Annotated in this window: 20 protein-coding genes; 13 read left to right on the forward strand and 7 right to left on the reverse strand. The window is 63.5% G+C overall.

All coding sequences use genetic code 11. The features are described 5' to 3' along the window. Positions 1 to 18: 18 nt before the first annotated feature. Positions 19 to 1,233: an MFS transporter gene (locus tag ACYG9V_RS18675; protein ID WP_023822364.1), complete on the forward strand. Its 1,215-nt coding sequence runs from the start codon at positions 19 to 21 to the stop codon at positions 1,231 to 1,233. Here ACYG9V_RS18675 and dgcA read toward each other — a convergent pair. Then, complete coding sequence (gene dgcA, locus ACYG9V_RS18680) at positions 1,204 to 2,187, reverse strand: N-acetyl-D-Glu racemase DgcA (protein WP_023829927.1); 984 nt, start codon at positions 2,185 to 2,187, stop codon at positions 1,204 to 1,206. The genes ACYG9V_RS18675 and dgcA overlap by 30 nt on opposite strands. 77 nt (positions 2,188 to 2,264) lie before the next feature. On the opposite strand from dgcA, the gene ACYG9V_RS18685 reads away from it, so the two are divergent. From ACYG9V_RS18685 to ACYG9V_RS18700, 4 genes are read left to right on the forward strand one after another with little or no spacing between them, the layout of a single operon-like run. Continuing rightward, on the forward strand, positions 2,265 to 3,452 hold the full coding sequence (locus ACYG9V_RS18685; protein ID WP_352520279.1) for an MlaE family ABC transporter permease: 1,188 nt from the start codon (positions 2,265 to 2,267) through the stop codon (positions 3,450 to 3,452). 1 nt (position 3,453) lies between these two features. Continuing rightward, positions 3,454 to 4,272: an ABC transporter ATP-binding protein gene (locus ACYG9V_RS18690; protein ID WP_023684944.1), complete on the forward strand. Its 819-nt coding sequence runs from the start codon at positions 3,454 to 3,456 to the stop codon at positions 4,270 to 4,272. 14 nt (positions 4,273 to 4,286) lie between these two features. Continuing rightward, the gene (locus ACYG9V_RS18695) at positions 4,287 to 5,660 is read left to right on the forward strand and encodes an MlaD family protein (RefSeq protein ID WP_023690141.1); all 1,374 of its coding nucleotides are present in this window, start codon (positions 4,287 to 4,289) and stop codon (positions 5,658 to 5,660) included. Between the two features lie 37 nt (positions 5,661 to 5,697). After that, the gene (locus ACYG9V_RS18700; protein ID WP_444849013.1) at positions 5,698 to 6,339 is read left to right on the forward strand and encodes an ABC-type transport auxiliary lipoprotein family protein; all 642 of its coding nucleotides are present in this window, start codon (positions 5,698 to 5,700) and stop codon (positions 6,337 to 6,339) included. Positions 6,340 to 6,373: 34 nt separating this feature from the next. Here ACYG9V_RS18700 and ACYG9V_RS18705 read toward each other — a convergent pair whose 3' ends face one another. Both ACYG9V_RS18705 and ACYG9V_RS18710 read right to left on the reverse strand, forming a co-directional pair. Beyond that, a complete protein-coding gene (locus ACYG9V_RS18705; protein WP_245265713.1) occupies positions 6,374 to 7,126 on the reverse strand; it encodes an RNA ligase family protein in 753 nt (250 codons plus the stop codon). Between the two features lie 6 nt (positions 7,127 to 7,132). Then, positions 7,133 to 13,342: a kinesin gene (locus ACYG9V_RS18710; RefSeq protein WP_460221996.1), complete on the reverse strand. Its 6,210-nt coding sequence runs from the start codon at positions 13,340 to 13,342 to the stop codon at positions 7,133 to 7,135. 313 nt (positions 13,343 to 13,655) lie between these two features. Here ACYG9V_RS18710 and ACYG9V_RS18715 point away from each other — a divergent pair, with 313 nt between their 5' ends. From ACYG9V_RS18715 to ACYG9V_RS18725, 3 genes are all read left to right on the forward strand, one after another. Beyond that, entirely contained in the window at positions 13,656 to 13,994 is a 339-nt protein-coding gene (locus ACYG9V_RS18715) for an Hpt domain-containing protein (RefSeq protein WP_023688665.1), read from the forward strand. A gap of 157 nt (positions 13,995 to 14,151) precedes the next feature. Continuing rightward, a complete protein-coding gene (locus ACYG9V_RS18720; RefSeq protein WP_023673507.1) occupies positions 14,152 to 14,472 on the forward strand; it encodes a 2Fe-2S iron-sulfur cluster-binding protein in 321 nt (106 codons plus the stop codon). A gap of 104 nt (positions 14,473 to 14,576) precedes the next feature. Then, entirely contained in the window at positions 14,577 to 15,608 is a 1,032-nt protein-coding gene (locus ACYG9V_RS18725) for an NAD(P)/FAD-dependent oxidoreductase (protein ID WP_023673506.1), read from the forward strand. Between the two features lie 20 nt (positions 15,609 to 15,628). Here ACYG9V_RS18725 and ACYG9V_RS18730 read toward each other — a convergent pair whose 3' ends face one another. Both ACYG9V_RS18730 and ACYG9V_RS18735 read right to left on the reverse strand, forming a co-directional pair. Next, a complete protein-coding gene (locus tag ACYG9V_RS18730) occupies positions 15,629 to 17,113 on the reverse strand; it encodes an MDR family MFS transporter (RefSeq protein WP_352764554.1) in 1,485 nt (494 codons plus the stop codon). Positions 17,114 to 17,346: 233 nt separating this feature from the next. Then, positions 17,347 to 17,967, reverse strand: a complete 621-nt coding sequence (locus tag ACYG9V_RS18735; RefSeq protein ID WP_023728091.1) for a DUF922 domain-containing Zn-dependent protease — start codon at positions 17,965 to 17,967, stop codon at positions 17,347 to 17,349. Between the two features lie 148 nt (positions 17,968 to 18,115). Here ACYG9V_RS18735 and folP point away from each other — a divergent pair, with 148 nt between their 5' ends. From folP to folK, 3 genes are read left to right on the forward strand one after another with little or no spacing between them, the layout of a single operon-like run. Next, positions 18,116 to 18,961, forward strand: a complete 846-nt coding sequence (gene folP / locus ACYG9V_RS18740; protein ID WP_460221997.1) for a dihydropteroate synthase — start codon at positions 18,116 to 18,118, stop codon at positions 18,959 to 18,961. Positions 18,962 to 18,978: 17 nt separating this feature from the next. Further along, positions 18,979 to 19,338 (forward strand): dihydroneopterin aldolase, encoded by a 360-nt coding sequence (gene folB / locus ACYG9V_RS18745; RefSeq protein WP_023673502.1) that lies wholly within the window; start codon positions 18,979 to 18,981, stop codon positions 19,336 to 19,338. After that, on the forward strand, positions 19,322 to 19,840 hold the full coding sequence (gene folK / locus ACYG9V_RS18750; RefSeq protein WP_352764559.1) for a 2-amino-4-hydroxy-6-hydroxymethyldihydropteridine diphosphokinase: 519 nt from the start codon (positions 19,322 to 19,324) through the stop codon (positions 19,838 to 19,840). The genes folB and folK overlap by 17 nt, the downstream gene beginning before the upstream one ends. On the opposite strand, the gene ACYG9V_RS18755 is transcribed toward folK, so the two are convergent. After that, the gene (locus ACYG9V_RS18755; RefSeq protein ID WP_352764562.1) at positions 19,837 to 20,385 is read right to left on the reverse strand and encodes a DUF924 family protein; all 549 of its coding nucleotides are present in this window, start codon (positions 20,383 to 20,385) and stop codon (positions 19,837 to 19,839) included. The genes folK and ACYG9V_RS18755 overlap by 4 nt on opposite strands. Continuing rightward, positions 20,385 to 22,232 carry a monovalent cation:proton antiporter-2 (CPA2) family protein gene (locus ACYG9V_RS18760; RefSeq protein WP_352764565.1) on the reverse strand — a complete coding sequence of 616 codons (1,848 nt, stop codon included), beginning with the start codon at positions 22,230 to 22,232 and terminating at the stop codon, positions 20,385 to 20,387. The genes ACYG9V_RS18755 and ACYG9V_RS18760 overlap by 1 nt, the downstream gene beginning before the upstream one ends. A 160-nt stretch (positions 22,233 to 22,392) precedes the next feature. On the opposite strand from ACYG9V_RS18760, the gene ACYG9V_RS18765 reads away from it, so the two are divergent. Beyond that, the gene (locus tag ACYG9V_RS18765) at positions 22,393 to 23,382 is read left to right on the forward strand and encodes an AraC family transcriptional regulator (protein WP_352764636.1); all 990 of its coding nucleotides are present in this window, start codon (positions 22,393 to 22,395) and stop codon (positions 23,380 to 23,382) included. A gap of 60 nt (positions 23,383 to 23,442) precedes the next feature. After that, positions 23,443 to 24,651 carry an MFS transporter gene (locus tag ACYG9V_RS18770; protein WP_352764567.1) on the forward strand — a complete coding sequence of 403 codons (1,209 nt, stop codon included), beginning with the start codon at positions 23,443 to 23,445 and terminating at the stop codon, positions 24,649 to 24,651. The last annotated feature ends 83 nt before the right edge of the window (positions 24,652 to 24,734 follow it).

The following is a 24,734-nucleotide window of genomic DNA, read 5'->3' on the forward strand; positions in this document are numbered from 1 at the left end:
GCGTAATTGGATCGATTCATGTCGCTGCCGCCGCTCTCGCCTGAACAACTCGTCAAACCGCGCCATTTCGAACTGCGTATGAGCCTGATCTTCGCGACATTGTTCGTGTCGCTGGGAACGCATGTGCCTTATTTCCCGCTGTGGCTGCATGCCCAGGGTTTCCACGCCGAGCAGATCGCCATCATCCTGGCGGCGCCGATGTTCCTGCGCGTGGTGACGACGCCGCTGCTGACCGCGCTGGCCGACCGGGCGAAGGACAGGGCGGATGTCTATATCGCGCTGGTGGCCGCGACGATGGTGCTTTCCGCCGGCTATTTCCTCAACCCGACCTACGCCATGGTGCTTGCCGTATCGCTGGCGCTGACGGTGGTGTGGACGCCGCATTCGCCGATCGCCGATTCGCTCGCGCTGTCGGGTGTGCGCCGCTTTGGCTCGAACTACACCGCGATGCGCAAATGGGGCTCGATATCCTATCTCTGCGCCAATGTCGCAGGCGGCTTTATCCTCGCCTGGACGAGCCCGCAGGCCGTGCCGGTAATCATCTTTGCGGCATTGTCTGCCGCGCTCGTCGCCGGATTGCTGGCGCCGCGGCTTGGCCGCCCGCGCCGGGCTTCGCCGCTATCTGCCGCCGACATCCAGCATCAGGCGCCGAGCCTTCTCAATCCGTATTTCCTGTATTTCACCCTCGGCGTCGGCATCATCACCGCCAGCCATGCCTTCCTCTACGGCTTTGTCTCAATCTACTGGAAATCGGTCGGCATCAGCGATTCCGTCGTTGGCCTGCTGTGGGCCTGGGGCGTGGTGGCCGAGGTCTGCATGTTCGTGTTTTTCAACCGTATTTTTGCCTCCGTCTCAGTCGTCAAGGTGATGCTGATCGCCGGCGTCGGCTCCATCGTGCGCTGGATCGCCTTTCCGTTGATCTGGCCACTCGGGCTTGGCGTTGCCGGTTTCTTCGGCGTCCAGACCCTGCATTCGGTGTCGGTGGCGATGGTGTTGATCGGCCTGCAGAAGATGATCGGCGAAACGGTTTCGGAAGAACGCACGGGTGCGGCGCAAGGCATTGCCTATTTCTTCAACGGCTTCTTCATGGCGGCGGTGACGCTGGCGTCCGGCCCGCTTTATGAGCGCTACGGCGTCGACGGCTTCCTGGCGATGATCCCGATCGCCATCGTCGGCCTGGCGCTGATCGGGCTCGCCGCGCGTTCAGCCCCACAGCATCCTGTCAGGCGGTAACACCAGCGACCCCTGGTACACGAGGCCGGGCTGGCGGTCGCGGGCAAGCAGCAGCGGACCGTCGAGGTCGACGAAGTCGGCGCCTTGCGCCAAAAGCACTGCCGGCGCCATCGCCAGCGACGTGCCGACCATGCAGCCGACCATCACGCCGAATCCCAGCTCCCGGGCGCGGTCGCGAAGGGTAAGGGCGGCGGTCAGGCCGCCGGATTTGTCGAGCTTGATGTTGACGGCGTCATAGAGGCCGACAAGCGCTTCGAGGTCCTTCGCCTCGTGGAGGCTTTCGTCTGCGCAGATCGGCACCGGATGCGCGATGTGGCGCAGGATGGCATCATGGCCGGCGGGAAGCGGCTGTTCGATCAGGGCTATGCCATGTTCGGCGGCGAAAGCGAGATTCTCGATGATGTTGGCATCGATCCAGCCTTCATTGGCGTCGAGGATGATGCGGCTGTCGGGCGCCGCTTCGGTCACGGCGCGGATGCGGGCCATGTCGTTGTCGCCGCCAATCTTGACCTTGAGCAGCGGCCGCCCGGCATTGGCGCGGGCTTGCGCCGCCATTGCCTCCGGCTCGCCCAGCGACAGCGTGTAGGCCGTCTCCAGCGCCGACAAGGGCACAACGTGGATGGCGTCCGCGACCGCAACGCCGCTGATCTTGGCCTCCAGGTCCCACAAGGCGCAATCGATGGCGTTGCGGGCAGCACCCGCCGGCATCGCATCGAGCAGTTCCTTGCGGCTGATGCCGCCTTCTATCTGCCGGCGCATGGCCTCGATGGCGTCGCGCACCCCCTCCATGGTCTCGCCATAGCGCTTGTAGGGGACGCATTCGCCCCATCCGCGATTGTCCCCATCACTGATCGTGCAGGTAATGACTTCGGCTTCGGTCTTCGACCCGCGCGAGATGGTGAAGGTGCCGGCAATGGGAAAACGCTCGGCCTCAACCGAAATGACACGCGCCATAATTTTCTGCTCCGGCTATGCGACAACGCGTCGTCGGCAAATCGACAGGTACGACCCGTCAGGCTAAACAGGACGCCATGTTGACCATCGGCAAACGCGACGCAAGCGGCAACGCCGCCAAGGAGGCCGACCACCAGCCCCGCGTTGCGGTCGGCGAGGAGGGCGGCGTCCTCCGCTGCGCTTTCTCCGGCATCTGGACGACGACGACAGTGGCGCTGATCGACGCCGAGATGCGCAAGATCGAGCAGCGCAAAGGCTTCCAGACGCTCGCTTTGGATCTTTCCCACATCGAGAAGATGGACACCGCCGGCGCCTGGCTGATCGATCGCCTGGTCAGTGTCTTCGAAAAGAAGGGTGTCGAGATCAAGATGCAGGGGCAAAGCGATGTCGCCTCGATCCTGCTCGGCGCCGTTGGCGAAGCTGTCCGGCGCGAGCCCGAATCGCGCGGCGTCCGGCGCCCCAACATCATCCTCCGCGGGCTGGAGGCGGTCGGCCGCCGCATCTATGAGATGCGCGACGACTTCCTCGCCTCGATGAACATCCTCGGCGCCACCATCGGCGGCGCCCAGATGAAGCTCGGGCGCGGCCATGCCATCAATCCGGCGGCGATCTTCAACCAGATCGATCGCATGGGGGTCGGCGCCATCCCCGTGGTGGTGCTGATGTCGGCGATCGTCGGCGCCATCGTCGCCCAGCAGGGCGCCTACCAGCTCAATTATTTCGGCGCCAACATTTTCGTTGTCGATCTGGTCGGCGTGCTGATCCTGCGCGAACTCGGCGTGCTGATGACCGCCATCATGATCGCCGGCCGCTCCGGCAGCGCCATCACCGCCGAGATCGGCTCGATGAAGATGCGCGAGGAGGTCGACGCGCTGAAGGTCATCGGCCTCAACCCGATCGGCGTGCTGGTGTTTCCGCGCCTGGTGGCGCTGGTGATCGCGCTGCCCTGTCTCACCATCGTCGCCAATTTTGCCGCTCTTGGCGGCGGCATCCTAGCCGCCTGGCTTTATTCCGGTATTGCGCCGACGGCCTTCATCGACCGGCTGCGCGGGGCAATCGATATCAGCACCATCTTCGCCGGGCTGATCAAGGCGCCGTTCATGGCCATGATCATCGGCACCATTGCTTCCGTAGAAGGCATGAAGGTCGGCGGCAGCGCCGAATCGCTGGGTCTGCACGTCACCGCCTCGGTTGTGAAATCGATCTTCGTCGTCATCATCCTCGATGGCCTTTTTGCCATCTTCTACGCATCGATCGAGTTCTGACATGATGCGCAGAAACTCAAAGGCGACCAAGGCTGTGCAGGGAATGGAAGAAGACGATATCGTGCTGTCGGTGCGCGATATCACCGTTGCCCTGGACGACAAGCTGATCCTCGACAAACTGGCGCTCGACATCAAGCGCGGCGAAATCCTCGGTTTCGTCGGCGCCTCGGGCGCCGGCAAATCGGTGCTGCTGCGCACGATTCTCGGCCTGCTGCACAAGCAGTCCGGCACGATCAAGCTGTTTGGTCTCGACCTCGAAAAGGCCAGCGACATCGAGCGGTTGCGCATCGACATGCGCCTTGGCGTGCTTTTCCAGCACGGCGCCCTGTTTTCGGCGTTGACCGTGCAGGAAAACGTGCAGGTGCCGATGCGCGAATATCTCGATCTGCCGAAGAAACTGATGGACGAGCTGGCCTTGCTCAAGATCGAACTGGTCGGCCTGCCGCCGGACGCCGCGCAAAAATTTCCCTCGGAGCTTTCGGGCGGCATGATCAAGCGCGCCGCCCTGGCGCGGGCGCTGGCGCTCGACCCCGACATCGTCTTCCTCGACGAGCCGACGTCCGGCCTCGACCCGATCAGCGCGTCCGAATTCGACGAATTGGTGGTGAAGTTGCGCGATACGATGGATCTGACGGTCTATATGGTGACGCACGATCTCGACACGCTGTTTACCGCTTGCGACCGCGTGGCGGTGCTCGGCAACAAGAAAATCCTGGTCGAAGGCACGATCGACGACATGCTGAAAAGCGAAGAACCGTGGGTCAAATCCTATTTCCGCGGAAAACGCGCTCGGCAACTTGATCTTGCCGCGCGCGCATAGACATAAGTGGGGCAATGGAAACCAGAGCCAACTACGTAATTGTCGGCATTTTCACCCTGGCTGCGATCCTGGCGGCGTTCGGGTTCGTCTATTGGACCGCCCAGATCGGTGATCGCGGCGAGACGGCGGAGCTGCGCGTGCGCATTCAGGGTTCGGCCTCCGGCCTCGGCCCCGGCAGTCTGGTGCTGTTCAACGGCGTCAAGGTCGGGGTGGTCAAGCGCGTCTATTTCGACCGCAATGACCCCAATGCCGCCATTGCTACGACCGAGATCGACCAGACAACGCCGCTCACCAAATCGACGCAGGCCGATATCGGCATCGCCAGCCTTGCCGGCCAGGTCAACATCGAATTGAAGGGCGCCGATCCCAAGGAACCGAACCTGCTGGAAGAGGCGGCAAAGGAAGGCAGGACGGCCGAGATCATCGCCAATCCGTCAGCGGTCACCAACCTGCTGCAGACGGCGCAGAACATCTTCACCCGCGCCGACAAGGTGCTTTCCGACCTAGAAGGTTTCACCAGGGATGTGCGCGGGCCGCTGACCCAGACCGTCAAGAACGCCCAGACATTTTCCGATGCGCTGGCCAGGAATGCCGACGGCATCGACAAGTTCCTGACCGCCGTCAGCGCGCTGTCGGATGAGCTGAAGGGTGTTTCCGGCAAGCTCGACGGCACGCTGAAGGCTGCCGAAGGCCTGCTCAATGCCGTCGACAAGGACAAGATCAAGAGCATCGTCGCCAATGTGGACGCCGTCACCGCCAATCTGAAGGAGACCAGCGGACAGCTCGACGGAGTGATCAAGAACGTCGATACCGCGGTCGGCTCGGTCAACGATTTCGCCACGCGCACGCAAGGCACGCTGGCAAAGGTCGACAATGTGCTCGACGGCATCGATCCGGCGCAGGTGCGCGTGGCGCTCGCCAACATTCAGAAGGCCAGCGAAAATGCCAACAAGGCCGCCGCCGACATCGCCAAGGTGACCGACAAGTTCGCCGACCGGGCCGACGACATCGACGAGACGATCAAGGACGCCAAACAGCTTGCGTCGCGCCTCAACGATGCCTCGGTGCGCGTCGACGGCATCCTGAAAAGGGTCGATACGCTGCTCGGTTCGGGCCAGGCCGACGGCGTCATGGCCGATGCCAGGGACACGCTGAAGTCGTTCAAGCAGGTCGCCGACACGCTGAACGCCCGGCTTGGCACGATCACCGACAACATCGCGCGCTTCTCGGGCCAGGGCCTGTCGAATGTCGAGGCGCTGGTCCAGGACAGCCGGCGTTCGATCAGTCGCATCGAAGAGGCGGTGACCGATCTCAGCCGCAACCCGCAGCGCATCCTGTCGGGCGGCGACGGCGAGGTCCGGCAGTTCGATGGCAGGGCACGGCGTTGACTTCCGTGCCCGCCCGCAGCAATTACATGGACCGCGGATGCGGATTCATCATACGATCCGGGGACAGTGGGGATCACGCGTGACGTTCGGGTTGGGTGGGTATAGATCGGCAGTCGTTTTGCTTGGCCTGACGCTGGCTGGTTGCGCGGCATTGGGAGGCAAGCCGGCGCCACTCGATACGTTCGAGCTGTCCGCCCCGTCGATCGACGCGCATGGCCACAGCCGCCGCCAGATCCTGATCGCCCAGCCATCCGCGCTCAAGGCGCTGGACAGCCAGAACATCGTCATCAAGCCGTCAGATCGCTCGATCCAGTATCTTAAGGGCGCGCAATGGGCCGACCGGCTGCCGCTGATCGTGCAGGCGAGGCTCGCCGAAACCTTCCAGCGCTCCGGAAGCTTTGCCGGCGTCGGCAAGCCGGGCGAGGGGCTGGCGATCGACTACCAGGTGATCGTCGAGATCCGCTCCTTCGAAGTCCGCGTCAATGGTGGCGAGCATGCCGAGGTCAATCTCTTCGTGCGCATCCTGAACGACCGCAACGGCGAGGTGCGCGCCTCGAAGAGCTTCACCGCATCCGCTCCCGTCTCGGGCAGCGGCAATCCGGCCTATGTCAACGCGCTCGACAGCGCCTTCGGCGAGGCGGCGAAGGATGTTGTGGGCTGGACGGATTCGGTGATCTGACCGAACCCGGCGAGGCGCTTGAGACCCAGGAATCTTAGCCGCCTGCCAGACGGTTGGTGACCAGTTCTGCCTTCATCCAGTGGGTTTCACTCTGGACATGTCCTGCCCGTACATATTTGCCCATGCGAATGGGCATGTCTGCCTCAGCAAATGCTTTGGCAACCCTAGCCACAAAGCCTTCTTGCTTGGCCTTATCCAGGGACGCAGCCAGATCATCGAAGAGGTTGGGGCTGAAAGGCCCACGATAGAGCGTGGGAACAGGAGTGATGCCCAGTTCCTCAAACCGGGCCAGGGTCAAATCCCACGGTTGAATCTCGGTCCCGATGATCCATGCAAAGCCAAGAAAAAATGACGGCAGCGCATCATACGCAACCGAATGTCGGGCATAGAGGTTCTCGCCGACAATCCGTTCATCGTCAGCAAGTTGCGGTGAAACATTTGCTGCAAATGCCTTCAGCCAGTCTCGGGATGGATGATAACGGCTATCGGGACTGCGCGCGTGAGAGCCATCGCGATGAAGGGTTGTGTTCTCTCCATCCATCTTCTCGGTGACCACAAGATCAGCCACCCTTAGTCCTTCAAGCGACGCCATGACCTTGTCGTCGCTGGTGGCTCCGACCGATATCGGCAGATGAAAGGTGCGACCGTATTTCCTCATGCTGGAGGCATAGCTTGCAGTCCATCGCGCCAGCAAGGGCAGCCTGAGTTCTTTGCGCTCGTCATTGTTCGATCCATGACAAACGAAAAAGGCGGGAAATTTCCCGCCTTTTTCATTTTGATGCAGCAATCGTAGCTAGTGCAAACGGCCGCTCGCATGGGCCAGCATGGTGTAGACCTTGCCGGTGTCCGACGTCAGGTAGGTCTGCGCCATGATGTTGTCGCGGTCGTTGCGCGAGACGTCCTTGAGCAGCTTCTCGAAATCGTCGCAGTAGCGGTCGACGGCGGCGCGGAACTCCGCCTCAGCCTGATATTTGCGGCGGATTTCGTCAAAGGTCTGCTGGCCCTTGAGCGTGTAGAGGCGGCGCGTGAACACGTCACGCTCGCCGCGCCGGTAGCGGTTCCACAGCTCGATCGAGGCGTCGTGGTCGATCGCCCGGGCAATATCGACCGAGAGCGAGTTGAGCGACTCCATGACATGCAGCGGCGAGCGCTGGGCGGGAGTTGCACGCGGTGCTTCCGCGGGCGCTGCCGGCCTGGCGACTTCCTCCTCGCGCGATGCCCCGGTCAGGAGATCGCGCACCCAGCCGCCTTGCGGCGTGCGGGCGTTGGCGTCGCGCTGGCGCGGTGCTTCGGCAGGGCGTTCGATATCGAGCGTGCCACGCAGGCCGCCGAGCGGCGCCTGCGGAGCAGGGCGCTCCGGCTGTGGCGCCGGCGGCGGGCGGCGTACCGGCTCGGCCGGGCGCTGCACTGGCGCCTGCGGCGCCGGGCGCAGGGCGCGCGGTTCGGCATTGTCGCCGCCGCGTCCCGATTTCGCAACGATATCCGAAAGTTCCTTGAGCGCGTTGATCTGCTCGGCAACGGCACGGCGGATCGCCGAGGTCAATTCCTTGGCCTCTTCCGGCATCTCGATGACGCCCTTCTTGAGCTCGGCGCGGGTGAGGTCGAGCTCGGTCTTGATCGAGCTTGCGGTGCGCCGCATCTCCTCGGTCGCATCGGCGAACCGGCTGGTTGCCGAATCGACCACTTCCGTTATGGCGATGCGGATCTTGTCGGCTGATGCCAGCGTCTTGCCTTCGGCATTCTGCATCGTCTGGCCGACAAGGTTTTCGAACGAACGCATCACCTTCTCGAGGTCTTCCGACTTCTTGACCAGGCCGACGGCGAGATCTTCGAGCGACGATTGCCGCTCAAGCGTGTGCTCCAGATTGCTCTGCGCCGAGCTCAACAGATCCGAAGCCGAGGACAGCAAGCGGCTGTGCTCGTCGAACTTGGTGGCGATCGAGGCCACTTCGCGCAGGGTCGACGACGACAGTTCGGTAAGCCGCGTCGTGTTCGAATCGACCAGGCGTGCCGAGCTGGCGAAGGTCTGCGCGGCCTTTTCGGTGGTTGCCGCGAAGCTTTGCGTGCTGCCGCTCAGACGTTCGTCAACCTGGCCGAGGTTGATCGCCGCCTGTTCGATCAGCTCACCAAGCTGCGAGCTGGAGACGCTCATGCGGCCGATGAGGTCGGCGACGCTATCGGCGAGCGACGAGCGTGCGCCTTCGACGGCCGACAGCGTTTCGGCGGTGCGGCTGGCGAGCGCGTTGACGAGGGCGGCATTTTCGCTGCGCAGCTTCTCGGTCGCGCGTTCGGTGACCTCTTCCATGCTCTTTTGCAGTTCCGAGCCGCCCTGGGCGAAGCGCTCGACCAGCGGCCGCGCGGTTTCGTCCAGGATCTTCGCCATCTCGGCCGAACGCGCCGCCAGCATCGTGTTGAGCTCGCGGGTATTGGTGCCGATTGTCTTGGCAGCGTCGTTGGTGCTTTGGCCGATGTGCTGGCCGACCGCGGTAAAAGTCTCCGCAATCGTGTTGGCGCGCGAGATCAGCTGAGCTTCTGCGCTGGAAACCTGCTCGTTGAGCTTCTGGCCCATCGTCTCCGTCGTATAAAGAAGGCGGTTCTCGACGCTGGCGACCTGTTCCTCGACGCGCGAAGCTGCGGACGCAACGCTCGCGGCCAGCCGCTCGTCGGCGCCGGCAAGAGCCTGCTCCATCTCGCGGGCGTGGACGGCAAGTTCCTGGCCGGTCTGGCGTGCGCGTTCGGCAACACGCTGCTCGGTGCTGGCGAAGGCACCGACGATGTTGTCGGCATGCTCGCCGATTGTCGACGTGGAGTCGGCGATGCGCGACACCAGGCGGTGATCGGCCTCGTCGAAGATGCGGCTGATCTCGGTGGCGCGTGCCGACAGCGCGTCCGAACCCTCGGCAATGCGCGAGATCAGTTGCTGGTCGGCGGCGTCGAAGATGCGGCCAAGGTCCGAGGCGCGGGCGGCCAGCGCTTCGGCGGATTCGCCGATGCGCATGCTCAGCCGCTGGTCGGCGCCCTCGAAGTTACGCAGGATGTCGCCGGCGCGGTCGGCCAGCGACTGCGCCGTCTCGACCGCGCGGGCGACCAGCTTCTGGTCGGCGGCGTCGAACGTGCCGGCGATCTCGCCGGCGCGGGCAGCCAGCCGTCCGGCCGTTTCTTCGGCGCGGGCGAGCAGCGAGTTCGACGTCTCGTCATGCCGGGCAAGCAGCACGCTCGTTGTGTCTTCGGCGCGAGCAAGCAAGGCATTCGTCGTATCCTCGGCGCGAGCAAGCAGGGCGCTCGATGTGTCCTCGGCACGTGCGTGCAGACGGCGATCCGCGTCCTCGAAGGTGCGGGCGATGTCCTCGGCCCGGGCCAAAAGGGCGGCCGAAGTCTGCTCGGCACGCTCGGCGATCTTGCGGTCGGCGTCACTGAAGGCAGCACCGGCCTGTTCGTGCAGCGCGCTGGTGACTTCCATCACCTTCTCGCGCAGCGCGCCGGCAACGAAGACGGCGCTCTTTTCGAGCACGCTGCGGACATTGTCGACACCCACCGACAACGCGCGCTCCATGGTTCCGGCGCGCTCTTCGATGATGCCGGTCTGCTTGCTGAAGGCCTGCTCGATCTTCTCGACATCGGCAGCGATTGCCGCCGAGATATCGGTGCTTCTGCCGGCAATCTGGTCGATATGGCCCGACAGCGAGCGGTCGACATCCTTACGTATGTCGGCGAGCTTTGCCAGATCGTCTTCCAGCGCCTGGGTCAACATGTTGCGGCCTTCGGCCAGCTTGCCGACATGGCCGGCGATGATGTCGTCAACCTCACCGCGGCTTGCCGACAGCTTCTGCAGGTCGGCTTCCAGCGCACGCTTCAAGATGTCTCGGCCCTCGGCCAGCTTCTCGACCTGGCCTGCGACCAGTCCGTCGATGCTCGACCGGCTCTCGGCCAGCTTGGCGAGGTCGTCCTCGAGAGCCTTCGACAGCGTCGCGCGATCCCGGACGAGCTTGTCGCTGTGACCCTCGATCAGGCTGTTGACATTTTCCAAATCCGCTTCCAGCACCCGTGCGAACTCGCCACGGTTTTCGCTCAGCTTCTGCGACTGGTCGGCAATGGCGCTCCTGATCGCATTGAGATCGGCTTCGAGCGCCCGTGTGAGGATGTCGCGGCCCTCGGCGAGCTTCTCGACCTGCCCGGCGACCAGCCCATCGATGTTGGAGCGGCTCTCCGCCAGCTTGGCGATGTCGTCTTCCAGTGCCTTTGAGAGCGCCGAACGGTCCTGGACGAGCCTGTTTTGATGATCGGCCATGATGCCGCTGACATTGTGCAAATCGTCCTGAAGCGCCTGGGATAGCGTCGAACGATCCTGGACAAGCCGGCTCGAGTGGTCGGTGATCAGGCTGTTAACATTCTGAAGGTCATCCTTAAGCGCCCGGGATAGCGTCGAACGATCCTGGACAAGCCGGTTCGAGTGGTCGGCGATCAGGCTGTTCACATTTTGCAGGTCGGCCTCCAATGCCTTGGAAAGCTGACCGCGCTCTTCCGCCACCTTGTCGGAATGACCCGCGATGGCACCCTTGATGGTGTTGAGGTCGGCTTCGAGCGCGCGCTTGAGGATATCGCGCCCCTCGGCCAGCTTCTCGACCTGGCCGGCGACCAGCCCGTCGATGCTCGACCGGCTCTCGGCGAGCTTGGCGAGGTCGGCCTCGAGCGTCTGTGACAACAGGCCACGATCGTCGGCAAGCCGGCTCGAATGGTCGGAGAGCAGGCCTCTGATGCCGGATAGGTCGTTCTCCAGCGCCTTGCTGAGTTCGGTTCGGTCCTCGGCCAGTTTCGCCGAGTGGTTCTCGATCACGCCCTTGATGCCGATAATGTCGTTTTCGAGCGCCTTGGTCAGGATGGCGCGGCCTTCGGCGATCTTTTCAACCTGGCCGGCGACCAGCCCGTCAATCGAGGCGCGGCTGTCGGCGAGCTTGCCGAGATCGGCTTCCAGGGCGCGCGACAGAATGTTGCGGCCTTCGGCCAGCTTACCGACATGCCCGGCGACCATTTCGTCAATGATCGTACGGGCTTGCACAAGTTTTCCGGAGTCTTCATGCAAAGCCTGGTTGAGCCGGTTGCGGCCTTCTTCAAGCCGCTCGAGATGGCTGCCCAGCGACGCGTCGATGGCGGCGCGCGACTCGTTGACCTTGCGCAGATCCTCTTCCAGGGCGCGCGAGATCAGGTTGCGGCCTTCGGCCAGCTTCTGCACCTGGTTCGTTACGGCCGCATCGATGCCGGCGCGGCCCTCGGCGAACTTCGCCAGGTCCGCCTGCATGGCAGCCGCCATGCGTTCGCGGCTTTCGGACAGCTTGCGGCTGTGGTTTTCGACGGCGTCCTCGATGCCGACACGGGCATCGGCAAGACGCTGGATGTCGGTGTCGAATGAGCGCGACACGACATGGCGGGCGGCTTCCATCCGGCCGGCGAAATCGCTGGCGCGGGCTTCGAGCATCGACGAGGTCGACGAGACGATGTCGGCCATGTCGGCGCCGATCTGGGTCTTGCCCTGATCGATCATGGCCGACAAATGATCCTTGCTCTCGGCAAAGGTGTGGGCGATCTCGCGGGCGCGCTCGACCAGCGTTTCGTTGATCTGGCGGGCGCGCGCCTCGAGCGCGGCGTTGAGCTTCTGCGTGCCGGTATCGAGTGCTTCGGCGCGGGTCTGAAATTCGCTGATCAGCGCCTGGCCGCGCTCGGCCAGCGTCCGCTCGATGCCGTTCAGGCTGGACTCGAATTCCGAGCTCAGGGTGCGGGCGGCGCCGCCGAGCAGCGACACCATACCGGTGGTGCGGTCGTCGAGCAGGTCGGTCAGCGACCGGGTCAGGCCGTCTGTGGTGTCCGTCAGCTTGGCGATGCGGGTGTCGAGCAGCGAAGCAAAGGCTTCGCCCGACGTCGACAGCCTGTCGGTGATTGAATCCAGCCGGGTTTCGACGGAATCGAAGATCGACATCGAGCTTTCATTGATGCGGTCGATCAGTGTGTCGCCGGAATTCGTGATCGTCATCGACAGCTTGGTCGACGCGTTGAGGATAGAGTCGCGAATAATGTCGGAGGCGGCGCCGATCTCGTCCTTCAGCGTTTCATGCGCGCCGGTGATCGAGGCGCGCACACGCTCGGCATGAGTGACGACGGCTTCGCGCTCGCTGCCCAGCCCGTCGACCAGCGACCGGATGCGCGATTCATTCTCCGAATAGGAGCGTTCGATCTGGTTGACCTCGCTGTGGACCAGAGTTTCGAGCTCGACGGCGCGCGCCAGCGTGCGCTCAATGCCTTCGCCCATCGCCGCCACTTCACGGCGAACGGCCTGGCCGATCATCATCACGCGGTCTTGGGCGAGGTTTTCCGGCTCCGCCAAGCGGAAAGCCACCTCCGTCATCGATTGCGCGGCAATGCGCATTTCCTGCGCGCGGCGGATCATCGCCGCGAAGGCCCAAAACAGGACGACCGGTATGATTGCCGCGATCGCTAGGCCGATCAGTTCAGGGCGGGCCAGGATTTGATCGAACGTACGAATTTTCCAGATGCTGGGGCCAAACAGCAGATTGGCGAGGCCGCCGGCGCCGGCGATCCAGGCCAGCGACACGAACGCCACGACCCAATAGATCGTGCTAGACGCGCGCCGGTTGAGGCTGTGTAGCAGCGTCTTGTAATCTTTCTGGCGGTCATCGTTTGCCGGCTTGAAGCCGGCTGGCTGCGCGCTGTTGCGCGATTCGACCGGGCGCAACTCGGCGGGCTTGGCTGCCGGCTTCGCACTCTGGTTTTGTTGGACGGGCGCGTTTTGAGCGGGGGCGGGCTTCTGGGGGCGGCCTTCGCGCGCCAGTTCGTCCGCGGCCTGCGATATCTGCGCTTCCAGATCTTCCATCGACGCCGCGATATCGAGATCGCCGCTGCCGTCTCCGCTGAGATCGAGGTCTAGTGCCTTTTCGAGTTCCCTGGCTACGTCGCTGTCGAGAGTTCTGGTCGTCGTTGGTTTCTTCGCCATGCCTTCGCTACCCTGTACTAGCTGCCGAGGGACTTCTTATTTTTGCCTGATTCTGGCTCGTCTTATCCCACGCAGGAGGCTGAAAATGGACCTTCGTATCGTAATGACACACAGGGGTAAAGAAAACATGCATTCCGCGAGATACGTAAAACTTTAAATATAAGGTTAACGACAACGTGATCTAGCCGCCTCAACGGCAACAATTTTCCAGCCCATTCATTAACGCGTTGGCGACGGAAATCGCCTAGTTTTTTCGGCGATCGGCACAAGGAGTTTCAAATTGGTACGCGGTGAAAGCGGCATTGCCTTCTCAATGCCGGGCGGCGATGCGTCGGGACCGGCCCGTTCGCGCCCAGTGGATCTGGCCCACCTGGCCCGTCAGACTATGGGGGATCGCGCCCTCGAACAGGAGGTATTGGCGCTGTTCGTACAGCAGGCGCTTTCCGTCCGCGACAGAATAGTCGATGCCGATGTCAGGGAGCGACTGCTTCTGGCGCATGGGCTGAAAGGTTCGGCGCGCGGGGTCGGCGCCTTTGCCATCGCCGACTGCGCCACCTCGATCGAACAGCAGCCGGAAGATGCGCGCATCCTCAAGCGCCTCGGCACCCTGATCGAGGAAGTGCGCGATTTCATCGCCGCCATCAGCCGGTAATGGCTGCCGCTCGGCAGCGGCCACCGGGATGAATCGACGGGGCCAGGGCGTGCTTTGGCCAGCTTTCCGAAAAAACGTCACAAAGCGGCGCTTTCGCGCCGCAGTTGACTTGTCCGGTGGAGTGATTATCTCGGCTGGGACTCCCTTCAGGTGACAAATGACCAAGCTGACCTTCATTGCCCATGACGGCACTCCTTTCGATGTCGAGGCCGAAAACGGCTCGACCGTCATGGAGAATGCGATCCGTAGCGCGGTGCCGGGCATCGAGGCAGAATGCGGCGGCGCCTGCGCCTGCGCGACCTGCCATGTCTATGTCGACGAAGCCTGGACGGCCGAGGTCGGCGAGCCGGAGGCGATGGAAGAGGACATGCTGGACTTTGCCTATGACGTCCAGCCGAACTCGCGCCTGTCCTGCCAGATCAAGGTGCGCGACGCGCTTGACGGCCTCGTCGTGCGCGTGCCGGCTCGCCAGGGTTGATCTCCCGTACCATCTGATTTTTCCCGCCGCCGCTTGGCAGCGGGCCAATGCTCATGCAGTCTCGCGCCAGTTTCGCCCCAGTTTGACAATGAGGCTCGCCTGGCATGACCGATGTAATCAAGACGGACGCACTCATTGTCGGGGCGGGGCCGGTCGGCCTGTTCGCCGTGTTCGAACTCGGCCTCTTCGACATGAAGTGCCATCTGATCGATATCCTCGACCGGCCCGGCGGCCAATGCGCCGAACTCTATCCGGAAAAGCCGATCTACGACATTCCAGGCTGGCCCTCGATCTCGGCGCAAGGGCTGGTCGACAGACTGCTGGAGCAGATTCACCCGTTCAAGCCGGATTTTACCTTCAACCGCATGGTCTCCAGCCTGGAAAAGCTGGACGACGGCTCATTTCGGGTCACCACCGACGAGAACGAGGTGTTCGAAGCCAAGGTGGTGGTGATCGCCGCCGGTGGCGGCTCGTTCCAGCCCAAACGGCCGCCCATTCCCGGCATCGAGGCCTATGAGGGCAGGAGCGTCTTCTATTCGGTGCGCCGTATGGAGGAATTCCGCGGCCACGACCTCGTCATCGTCGGCGGCGGCGATTCCGCACTCGACTGGACGCTGAACCTGCAGCCGGTGGCAAAAAGCGTGACACTGGTCCACCGGCGCGCGGAATTCAGGGCGGCGCCCGACAGCGTCAACAAGATGTATGCCATGCAGGAGATGAAGCAGCTGGAGTTCCGGGTCGGCCAGGTGAGCGGCCTGACCGGCGCCGACGGCGAGCTGGCCTCTGCTACCATCAAGGGCGGGCCTGACGGCGACATCGAGGTGCCGTGCACGCGCATGCTGCCGTTCTTCGGCCTGACCATGAAGCTCGGCCCGATCGCCGAATGGGGGCTCAACCTTCATGAGAACCTCATCCCGGTCGATACCGAGAAATTCCAGACTTCGGTGCCAGGCATCTTTGCCGTCGGCGACATCAACTGGTACCCAGGCAAGCTGAAGCTGATCCTGTCGGGTTTTCACGAGGTGGCGCTGATGGCGCAGGCCGCCAAGCGCATCATCAGCCCCGGTGAGCGCATCGTCTTCCAGTACACGACGTCGTCGACCAGCCTGCAGAAGAAGCTCGGCGTCGTGGAGTAGGTCCTACAGGGCTTTCCGAATCACTCCACCAGAACGACTGGCGCCTCGGCGTCGTCGCGGCCGCGCAGTGACTTCTCCGGCATCAGCGCCAGCGTCATCAGCGCCAGCACGAGCGTGACGGCCGCGGCAAGGAAGATCATCATGAAGGGCGTCGCCGAGACGATCTGTCCGGCAGCCGGCGCGCCTTCGCCGGCAAGCGGCAGGCCATAGCCGAGCGCGACCGCGCCGAGCATGGCGACGCCGAGCGCGCTGCCCAGCGAACGCAGGAAGGTCAGCACGCCGGTGGCAACGCCGAGATGCGCGCGGTCGACGGCGTTCTGCACCGATACGGTGGCGACCGGGAAGGTGGTGCCGCTTCCAAGGCCGATGCAGATGGTCAAGAGCTCGACCACCAGCAGCGAGGCGCGGCCGGCGACCAGGCTGAGCACGCCAAGACAGATAATGGCGAAGAGAACGCCGACCATGGCGATACGCTTGTAGTGGAAGAAGCGCGGTATCGTGCGGCCGCTGAAGGTCGCGCCGGCGACCGTTCCGAGCAGCAGGCCGAGCATGGCAAGGCCCGACTGGCTGACCGACAGGCCGATGATCGACTGCAGATAGACCGGCAGGTACACCGACAGGCCGATATTGGCGGCCTGCAGCAGGAACATCGACGCCGTGCCGGCAAGCACGATCGGATTGCTCAGCACTTCAAGCGAAATCAGCGGCTCGGCCGCACGCATCAGCCTGAGCGCGAACGCACCCCAGAAGACCGCCGAACAGGCGAGCAGGCCGACGATCTCGCGGGAGACCCATGGATAGGCGCTGCCGCCCCAGTTGAGGGCCAAAAGCAGCAATGCCGTCGCCACCACCAGAAGCAGCGCGCCCGGCGCGTCGATGCGATGCCGCTTTGCGGCGACCGGCAGTTTGCGCAGCGGCTTGTTGATGATGGCCATGGCCAAGATGCCGAGCGGGATATTGATCCAGAAGATCAGCGACCAATGCAGATGTTCGGCAAATCCGCCGCCAAGCAAAGGCCCGGCGATGCTGGCGACAGCCCAGGTGCCCGAAATCCAGGCGGCATAACGCGCGCGTTCACGCGGCGGCACGAGGTCGCCGATGACGATCTGCGCCAGGGCGAACAGGCCGCCGCCGCCCGCACCCTGGATCGCCCGGCCGACAACCAACACGAACATGTTGGGGGCCATGGCGCTGACCAGCGATCCCAGAAGGAAGATCAGGATCGCCGCATAGACGGTCGGCCGGCGGCCATAGACGTCGGAAATCTTGCCGTAGAGCGGCGCCATGGCCGTCGCCGTCAGGAGATAGCCGGTCACGATCCACGGCAGGTAGTCGGCATGGCCGAGCGAACGCCCGATGGTCGGCATGGCCGGCGCGACGATTGTCTGGTCGAGCGCCGCCAGCAGCATCGACAAAAGGATGCCGGCGATGATGACGTTCTTCTCGCTTTCCGTCAGCGGCGCGGCGGGCGCCACCCTATCCGGCTTGTCGACAGCCTGGTCCATATCAGTTCATCCATAACGTTCGAGAGCGATTGCGCGGCGCCAAATGGCCGCTCCGCTACACGCCGCCTCAATTGGTCTTGATCTGGCGTTTCGAAGCTCGCGCCTTGCCAGCCTGACATATCTTGCGAGCCTGACATATGTCGTCCCGTATAGGCCGATTTCGACCTATGCCCGAAAATTTTCTGGCGCTGGCCTCATGTTTCGGCAGAATTGGCTTGGTATCAGTCCGTGTTTCAGCCGGGCGGAAGCTGGCCGTTCTCGACGCGCTGCATGCGGTAGCGCAGCAGCCGCAGGATGCGGCTTTCGAAATTCACGCCTTCCACGCGGTCGAAGCGCAATTGGTCCTGGTCATGCCTGGCGAGTTCGGCCGCGGTGATCTGCGCCGCCTTCGCCTTGGCCCCGGCGCAGGTCTTTTGCGCAAAGCTCGCGTTCAGCGCGTCTTCGAGCAGACGGCCGTGGTTCTTGGCGATCTCGACATGACGCTCCTCATGGCGCTTGATGTCGGCCGACAGCGTGTCCCAGAACAGCCTGACATCGGGATCGGCCTTGCGCGGCCTGCGCCACTCCGGAAGGATGACCTTGACCTTGACGGTAACGGCGGCCTTGGCGATGCGGCAGGTGTCTGCGGTTTGCGCGTAGCTGATGCGGGTGGTGAACGCCATCTGGGTGGCGCCCGGATGCCGCATCCCGGTGCTTTTCACCTCGGGTCCATGCTTCGACAATTGCGTCTCGATGTCATCGAGCGTGCTGCCGCCGATGGCAAAATAGCTGTAAGTCTTCACCAGATTGGCAGCATTCGCCGGCAGGACGGTCAAAGCCAGCATCAGGGCGCAGAGCAGGGGTCGTTTCATCATGTTGCCTCTTCACTCACCTTGCTTTACGGCCGTTGCCGGCGCAACGGAATTGATCTTCCACCGATCACGCATCGTTGATGGATTGCAAGCGCTCGATGAGCCACATGCCAATGAGCCACATGCCAATGAGACACATGGTTGAAGGACAATGACGACAAGGCGATGGCAACTGGCGCATAAGTGCCATCTCGACCTTGGCGAGAAAGCCATTGTGGTCGGCATTCTCAACGTCACGCCGGACAGTTTTTCGGATGGCGGACTGTTCATCACGCCTGACCAGGCGGTGGCGCAGGCGCACCGCATGGTGGAAGAAGGCGCCGCCGTCGTCGATATCGGCGGGGAATTGACGCGCCCCGGCGCCTCGCCCGTGACGCCTGAAGAAGAGCAGGCCCGCATCCTGCCGGTCATCGCCGCGCTCGCCAGTTCAGGCGAAGCCCTGATTTCGGTCGACACCTATCGCGAGGAAACCGCGCGCCTCGCCGTCGCCGCCGGCGCGCATATCGTCAACGATGTCTGGGGCTTGCAGCGTGAACCCGGCATCGCCCGCGTCGCCGCCGAGACCGGCGCCGGACTGGTCATCATGCATACCGGGCGCGGGCGGCAAAAACTGCCCGACGTCATCGCCGACCAGTTTTTGTTCCTCAAGGCTTCGCTGGAAATCGCCAGGCGCAGCGGCGTTGCGGACGATCATATCGTACTCGATGCCGGCTTCGGCTTCGCCAAGGAGACGGCTGAGGAAAACCTCGACCTGATGGCGCGGTTTTCCGAGCTTAAGGAGCTCGGTTTTCCCTTGATGGCCGGCACCTCCAGAAAACGCTTCATCGGCACCGTCACCGGCCGCGAAGCCGGCACGCGCGCCGCCGGGACGGCAGCCACCAGTGTCATTCTGAGGCTGAAGGGCGCCGATCTGTTTCGCGTCCACGATGTCGCAATCAACGTGGACGCACTGGCCGTCGCCGATGCTATGCTGGCGCGCGAAAAGCCAGGACGCTGAGCCCAGGACACTAAGAAATGTACGTCATCCGCATGAAGAACTGCGCCTTCTTTGCCCGGCACGGCGTGCTGGACGAGGAAGAGGCGCTTGGCCAGCGTTTTTATGTCGATGCCGAGTTGACGGTCGAGCCCAGCCGCCCACTGGAGGATGATTCCATCGAGGACACCGTCAATTACGGCATCGCCTTCACGGTGATTGAAAAGATCGTCACTGGACATCGCCGTTTCCTGATCGAGGCGCTGGCGCTCGAAGTGGCGAAGGCGCTGACTTCACGGTTTCCGCAGATCAGGAAGGCCGAGATCACCGTGCGCAAGCCCAACGCACCGGTGCCCGGCGTGCTCGATTACGTCGAGGTGACCGTTGTCTGGCCAGAGTAGCAATAACACGGTCTATCTCAGCCTTGGTGGCAATCTCGGCGATCCCTCGGCCTCGATGGCCACGGCGCTGCGCCTGCTAGACGCCGACGAGAACACGCGTGTCATCGCCGTCTCCTCGCTCTATCGCACGCCGCCCTGGGGCAAGCTCGACCAGCCGGATTTCCTCAACGCCGCTGCCGAAATCTCGACCGCGCTGGCGCCAAGGGCGCTGCTCGACCTCTGCCTCGAGGCCGAGCGCAAGCTGAAGCGGGTGCGCGAGGAGCGCTGGGGGCCGCGCCTGATCGACATCGACATATTGGTGTTCGGCGACCGCACAATCCACGAAACCGGGCTGGAGGTGCCGCATCCCCGAATGCTGGAGCGCGCCTTCGTTCTGGCGCCCCTGGCCGAGATCGCGCCGGATCTGGCGGTGGGCGGCAGGAGCGTGACCGAGCGGCTCAGCGCCGTCGATACGTCAGGCATAGAGCGGCTGGCTTCCGGCCGCGACTGGTGGCTGGGTTAACCGGAGAAGCCGCCGCCATCGAGAAATGCCTGTTCGTCTGCCGTCGTCTCGCGGCCAAGCATCTTGTTCCTATGTGGAAAGCGGCCGAAGCGCTGGATGATGTCGCGATGCTCGACCGCGTATTTCACATAGTTCGGCGCCCTGGCGGTGGCGAGTTCGACCGATTTGTCCTGGTCCGCGGGCAGTTCCGAATGTTCGTAGGGCAGGTACAGGAAGACGCGAAGGTTTTCTTCCAGCGAAAGGTCATGGCCTGCCGCAATCGCCTTGGCGGCAAAGTGCCTTGCCAGCGGATCGGTGGCGTACATATGGCCTGAGCCGCGAAAGCAGTTGCGCGGAAACTGGTCGAGCAGGATCATCAGCGCCAGCGAACCCTCGGCATGCTCCGACCATGCGTCGCACTCGCGCCGCGCGGCGGCAAAGTGCAGGTCGAGAAACCTGCTGCGGAAATCCGCGTCGAAGACGTCGTTCTTCTCGAACCACGCGTCTTCGCCGGCCTCGCGCCAGAATTTGGTGACGGCGAGCGCGCGCTCATCCAATGCGGTCATCAGCTTTCCCCCTGATCGGCGGGCTCCGGCTTGTGCAGCACGCCGGCCGTCTCTTCGTTCAGAGCCTGGCCGGGCCGGCGCGGTTGCGTCAGCGGCGTCGGGATCGGCGTGCCGGTATTGCCCCTGAGGAAACGTTGCCCGGCGCGGACGCCTTCGGCCAGCTGCGTCTCCAGTCGGGCATTGTCGCGCCGTCGCACATCCTCGATGATATCGGCGACATCTTCCGGCTCGACGCCCAAAACCTCGAGCGCGGAACCGCCGAAGACCAGGGCCGATTCGAAGGTCTCGCGCAGCTGGAAGTCGACCCCGGCGCGGATGAGCGACAGCGCGGTGCCACGATCGAAGGCACGCGCCAGGACAGTCAGCAGCGGGAACTCCGCCTTGATCAGTTCCGCCATGCGCACGGCGGCGTCCGGCTTGTCGACGCAGATCAGCACGGCGCGGGCGCGGCCTGCACCTGCGGCGCGCAGAATGTCGAGCCGCGTGCCGTCGCCATAATAGACCTTGAAGCCGAAATCGGCGGCCGCCTGGATCATTTCGACATCATTGTCGATGATCGACACGTCGATGCCGCGCAACAAAAGCGGCTGGCTGGCGATCTGGCCGAAACGGCCGAAGCCGATGACCAGCACACTGCCGGTAAGGCCGTCGGCGATGTCGACGCCTTCAAGCGACTGCTCGTCGCGCGGCGTCACATATTTGAGCGCAATGATGGCCAGCGGCGTCAGCACCATGGAGATGATGATGATCGCGGTCAGCGTTGCGTTGGCCCGGCTGTCGATGATGCCAACCGCCGCCGCGGCCGAATAGAGGACGAAGGCGAATTCGCCGCCTTGCGCCATGATCACGGCGCGTTCCAGCGCTTCACGATGACCGCTCTTCAGCATGCGGGCGACGAGGTAGATGCCGAGCGCATTCATCGCCATGTAGGCGACGACATAGACGGCGATCAGCCGCCAGTTGTCGGCCACCACATGCAGGTCGAGCGACATGCCGACGGCGAGGAAGAACAGGCCAAGCAGGATGCCGCGGAATGGCTCGACGTCGGCCTCCAGCTGGTGGCGGAAAGTCGATTCCGACAACAGCACGCCGGCCAGGAAGGCGCCCATCGCCATCGAGAGACCGGAAAGCTGCATAACCAGCGCCGACCCCAGCACGACCAGAAGTGCTGCCGCCGTCATGACTTCGCGCGCCTTGGCGTCGGCCAGGATGCGGAAGAACGGATTGAGCAGATAGCGGCCGGCCACCACCAGCCCGACGATGGCGCCAAGACCGATGCCGATTTCGGTCAGCCTCTGCTGCAGGGTCATCTCGCTGCCGCCCGGCGCCAGGAAGGCGACCAGCGCCAGAAGCGGCACGATTGCCAGATCCTCGAGCAGCAGGATGGACACGATGCGCTGGCCCTTGGGGCTGGCCATCTCGCCACGCTCTTCGAGAAGCTGCATGACGATCGCCGTCGAGGTCAGGACGAAGCCGGCGCCGGCAACGAAGGATTGCGCGATCGGAAAGCCGCCGGCGAGACCAACACCGGTAAGCAGCAATGCGCAGACGCCGACCTGCAGCGCGCCGAGGCCGAAAATCTCGCGGCGCAGGCCCCATAGCCGCGACGGCTGCATCTCCAGCCCGATGATGAACAGGAACATGACCACGCCGAGTTCGGCGACATGCAGGATGGCTTCCGATTCGGAAAAAATGCCAATACCGAACGGGCCGATGACCACGCCCGCGGCGAGATAGCCGAGGATCGAGCCCAGCCCCATGCGTTTGAAGATCGGAACGGCGACGACGCCTGCGGCAAGCAGCGCCACCACCTGAATGAGATCGCTGCCCGATGCTTCCGCTGCCATGCCTCTTGTCCCTGTGTCCGACAGCACTCCTTGCATGCACCGGGAGCGGGAGGCAAGGGCGGGAAGCCTGCCAGAATGGGTAGGGTGCCGCGGCAGCAATTCCCCGGTGGAACAACAGTCTGCGCTTGCCTGTCGGACGGCCGGTATCTATATCTGGCAAATGCCTGATTATTCGTCCCGGCCGTCGCCGCTGCCACATATCCCGATGGATGCGCTCAGCGAAGTTCTGCAAGACTTTCGCTTGAGTGGTGTCAACTATGGCCGCTGCGAACTCCGGCACCCATGGAGCATAGACTTTCCGCAACAACAACTGCTTCGTTTTCACTTTGTCGGCCAGGGTCCATGCTGGATTCACACCGAAGCGCAAGGCTGGCAGGAGTTGCGCGATGGCGATCTGGTGCTGCTGCCGCAAGGCATCGCCCATCGGCTGGCGAGTGCGCCGGACGTGGTGGGCGATTCGCTCGAGGGCTGCCAGGTGATCAAGTTGGGCGGCAACGTTTGCGAAGTGATACGGCAGGGAACGGGCGCGACAAGCACCCTTTTCTGCGGCTCCATGTCTCTCGGCTCCTATGCGCTCAATCCGTTGATCACGTTGATGCCGCCTCTCATCAAGGGTTGCGACGTGGCCGGCAATGACCCGATGGTCGGCCCTTTGCTGGCGGCCATGACGGTGGAGGCCGCGCAACCGCAGATGGGCAGCGCCACCATCCTGTCGCGTATGGCGGATTTGCTGACAGCCAGGCTCATACGCTGCTGGGTCAATTGCAACGGCGCCTCGACCATCGGTTGGCTTGCAGCCATCCGCGACCCCCATATAGGCCGCGCTCTGGCGGCCATGCATCGCGACCCCGGCCACAACTGGACGCTGGGAAGCCTGGCCGGCGTGGCAGGCCAATCGCGTTCGATTTTCTCCGAGCGCTTCAGCGCGGTATTGGGGGAGGGCGCCGCACATTATCTCGCCCGCCTGCGCATGCAGCTTGCCCGCGAATTGCTGGGCCAAAACGGCTTGTCTGTTGCCGAAGTCGCTACCCGTTTGGGCTATGATTCCGAGGCGTCCTTCGCCCGCGCGTTCAAGCGCATCACCAATGTCTCGCCAGGCGTTGTGCGCCGCACAATTCCCGGACGAATGGATATGAATTTCGGATTTTAAGGTACATAACATCCGGGCGGACTCGCCTATCTAAGATCTCCAAACTGTGGAGATCTTTCCGTGACTGACACAACATTACAGCTTGAAGACGCCGCCATTGGCCTTGACGCCGATGCACCAGCCGCGTGGAGCGCGGCCACCTGGTTCGCGGTCCTTTCATTGGCGGCCACCAGCTTTGCCCTGGTGTCTGCCGAATTCTTGCCGGCAGGTCTGTTGACGCCGATGGCGCACGATCTCGGCATCAGCGAGGGCACGGCCGGACAGGTCGTCACCGCCACCGCCTCCGTTGGCGCCGTGACGGCCATGTTGAGCAATGTTCTCATCGGCCGATTGAACCGCAAGGCGGTGCTGGTTGGCCTCATGGCCCTGGCGGTCGGTTCCAATATTCTTGCGGCGCTGGCGCCCAATTTCTGGCTGTTGTTGCTGGGCCGGGCCGGACTGGGGATTGCTCTCAGCGCTTTCTGGGCACTTTCCGTTGCCGTCGTGGCGCGGCTGGTCGGCGCCAATGCGACAGGTCGCGGCATGGCGATCGTGACCCTCGGCGTCTCGCTCGCCACCATTGCCGCGCCGTCGATGGGTGCGTTGATCAGCGACTGGCTGGGATGGCGCAGCGCGATGGCCATGACGGCGGGGCTGGCCGCGCTTGCCATGCTGCTGCAGCTTCTCAGCCTGCCGACCTTGCCTGCGGCGGCAAGCAACAGCCTTGCAGACGTCTTTCGGCTGACACGGCGGCGTGGCATCCAACTCGGCATGCTTGCCATTGTTCTGCTGATGACCGGGCATTTTGCCGGCTCGGTCTATGTGCGCCCGTTCCTCGAACAGGTGACGCTCCTCACAACCGGGCCGATTGCCCTGGCGCTGCTCGGGTTCGGCATCGCCGCTGTGATCGGCAATATTGCCGGTGGCCGCCTGGCCGACACCAACATCCACATGGCCCTCGCAGTTACCGCCGCGTTGATGGCGTTTGCGGCACTCGCTTTGGTGCTTTGGGGCGCGCAAACCGGCGTTGCCTTCGGCTTTGTTACGCTGTGGGGCTTCGCCTTCGGCATGGCGCCGGTTGTGCTGCCGACCAATATGTCCCGCGCGGCGCCTGATGCGCTGGAAGCAGCAGGCAGCCTGATGGTCACTTCCTTCCAGGTTGCCATCACCGTCGGTGCGGTTGTCGGCGGTTATGTCGTGGACACCTATGGCGCTACGGGGCCTTTGACCCTAACCGCCGTCCTTGCCGCGGCGACGGCCGCACTGGCGCTGCTGCAGCCTCGTGGCTGAAACCTTGCTTCGTCTGACACGGGCGGCCTCAATCAGGCCGTCCGCACCGTTGCAGCAGCGCTGCACAAGTTTATGCGCCGCAC

The sequence above is a fragment of the Mesorhizobium sp. W016 genome, from assembly GCF_054719485.1.

What these genes read in the sequence shown, in the direction of transcription:
- ACYG9V_RS18675 (WP_023822364.1), top strand. Translation starts at nt 19, where the DNA reads ATGTCGCTGCCGCCGCTCTCGCCTGAACAACTCGTCAAACCGCGCCAT.
- dgcA (WP_023829927.1), bottom strand. Translation starts at nt 2,187, where the DNA reads ATGGCGCGTGTCATTTCGGTTGAGGCCGAGCGTTTTCCCATTGCCGGC.
- ACYG9V_RS18685 (WP_352520279.1), top strand. Translation starts at nt 2,265, where the DNA reads ATGTTGACCATCGGCAAACGCGACGCAAGCGGCAACGCCGCCAAGGAG.
- ACYG9V_RS18690 (WP_023684944.1), top strand. Translation starts at nt 3,454, where the DNA reads ATGATGCGCAGAAACTCAAAGGCGACCAAGGCTGTGCAGGGAATGGAA.
- ACYG9V_RS18695 (WP_023690141.1), top strand. Translation starts at nt 4,287, where the DNA reads ATGGAAACCAGAGCCAACTACGTAATTGTCGGCATTTTCACCCTGGCT.
- ACYG9V_RS18700 (WP_444849013.1), top strand. Translation starts at nt 5,698, where the DNA reads ATGCGGATTCATCATACGATCCGGGGACAGTGGGGATCACGCGTGACG.
- ACYG9V_RS18710 (WP_460221996.1), bottom strand. Translation starts at nt 13,342, where the DNA reads ATGGCGAAGAAACCAACGACGACCAGAACTCTCGACAGCGACGTAGCC.
- ACYG9V_RS18715 (WP_023688665.1), top strand. Translation starts at nt 13,656, where the DNA reads ATGCCGGGCGGCGATGCGTCGGGACCGGCCCGTTCGCGCCCAGTGGAT.
- ACYG9V_RS18720 (WP_023673507.1), top strand. Translation starts at nt 14,152, where the DNA reads ATGACCAAGCTGACCTTCATTGCCCATGACGGCACTCCTTTCGATGTC.
- ACYG9V_RS18725 (WP_023673506.1), top strand. Translation starts at nt 14,577, where the DNA reads ATGACCGATGTAATCAAGACGGACGCACTCATTGTCGGGGCGGGGCCG.
- ACYG9V_RS18730 (WP_352764554.1), bottom strand. Translation starts at nt 17,113, where the DNA reads ATGGACCAGGCTGTCGACAAGCCGGATAGGGTGGCGCCCGCCGCGCCG.
- ACYG9V_RS18735 (WP_023728091.1), bottom strand. Translation starts at nt 17,967, where the DNA reads ATGATGAAACGACCCCTGCTCTGCGCCCTGATGCTGGCTTTGACCGTC.
- folP (WP_460221997.1), top strand. Translation starts at nt 18,116, where the DNA reads ATGACGACAAGGCGATGGCAACTGGCGCATAAGTGCCATCTCGACCTT.
- folB (WP_023673502.1), top strand. Translation starts at nt 18,979, where the DNA reads ATGTACGTCATCCGCATGAAGAACTGCGCCTTCTTTGCCCGGCACGGC.
- ACYG9V_RS18755 (WP_352764562.1), bottom strand. Translation starts at nt 20,385, where the DNA reads ATGACCGCATTGGATGAGCGCGCGCTCGCCGTCACCAAATTCTGGCGC.
- ACYG9V_RS18760 (WP_352764565.1), bottom strand. Translation starts at nt 22,232, where the DNA reads ATGGCAGCGGAAGCATCGGGCAGCGATCTCATTCAGGTGGTGGCGCTG.
- ACYG9V_RS18765 (WP_352764636.1), top strand. Translation starts at nt 22,393, where the DNA reads ATGCCTGATTATTCGTCCCGGCCGTCGCCGCTGCCACATATCCCGATG.